This window comes from Peribacillus frigoritolerans, assembly GCF_030676415.1.
Taxonomy (GTDB): Bacteria; Bacillota; Bacilli; order Bacillales; family DSM-1321; genus Peribacillus; species Peribacillus frigoritolerans_A.
In genome coordinates this window covers 1-255 of the sequence record NZ_JAUUTW010000150.1, presented here as the reverse complement: position 1 = coordinate 255, position 255 = coordinate 1, and the positions used below count along the sequence as shown (strand labels likewise).

Sequence of the window (255 nt, the reverse complement as noted above, 5' to 3'; positions counted from 1 at the left end):
CTGCACGTAAGTATTCTAATTCGGCAAGAAGTGCTTCTTGAGAGCCATTAGCTGGCGATTTTTTCTTAGTTTCTTTTTTCATGGATAGACGCCCCTTTTTCTTTGGTTTAAGGGCGTCTATACCTCCATCCTTAAACTGATTTGCCCAATTCAAAAGTGTAGAATCGGAAGGAAGGTTATAGTGTACAGCGGTCTCGTTGATCGATGCCCCATATTCGTTCATATATTTAAGTACTTCTAGTTTAAAGTGCAAAG

General features: G+C 39.6%; 1 protein-coding gene. It reads right to left on the bottom strand.

Annotated features, from left to right (window positions below):
* Positions 1–223 (bottom strand): helix-turn-helix domain-containing protein (locus Q8G36_RS28850; RefSeq protein WP_305275382.1); only part of this gene is annotated, 223 nt, incomplete at its 3' end.
* Positions 224–255: the final 32 nt, after the last annotated feature.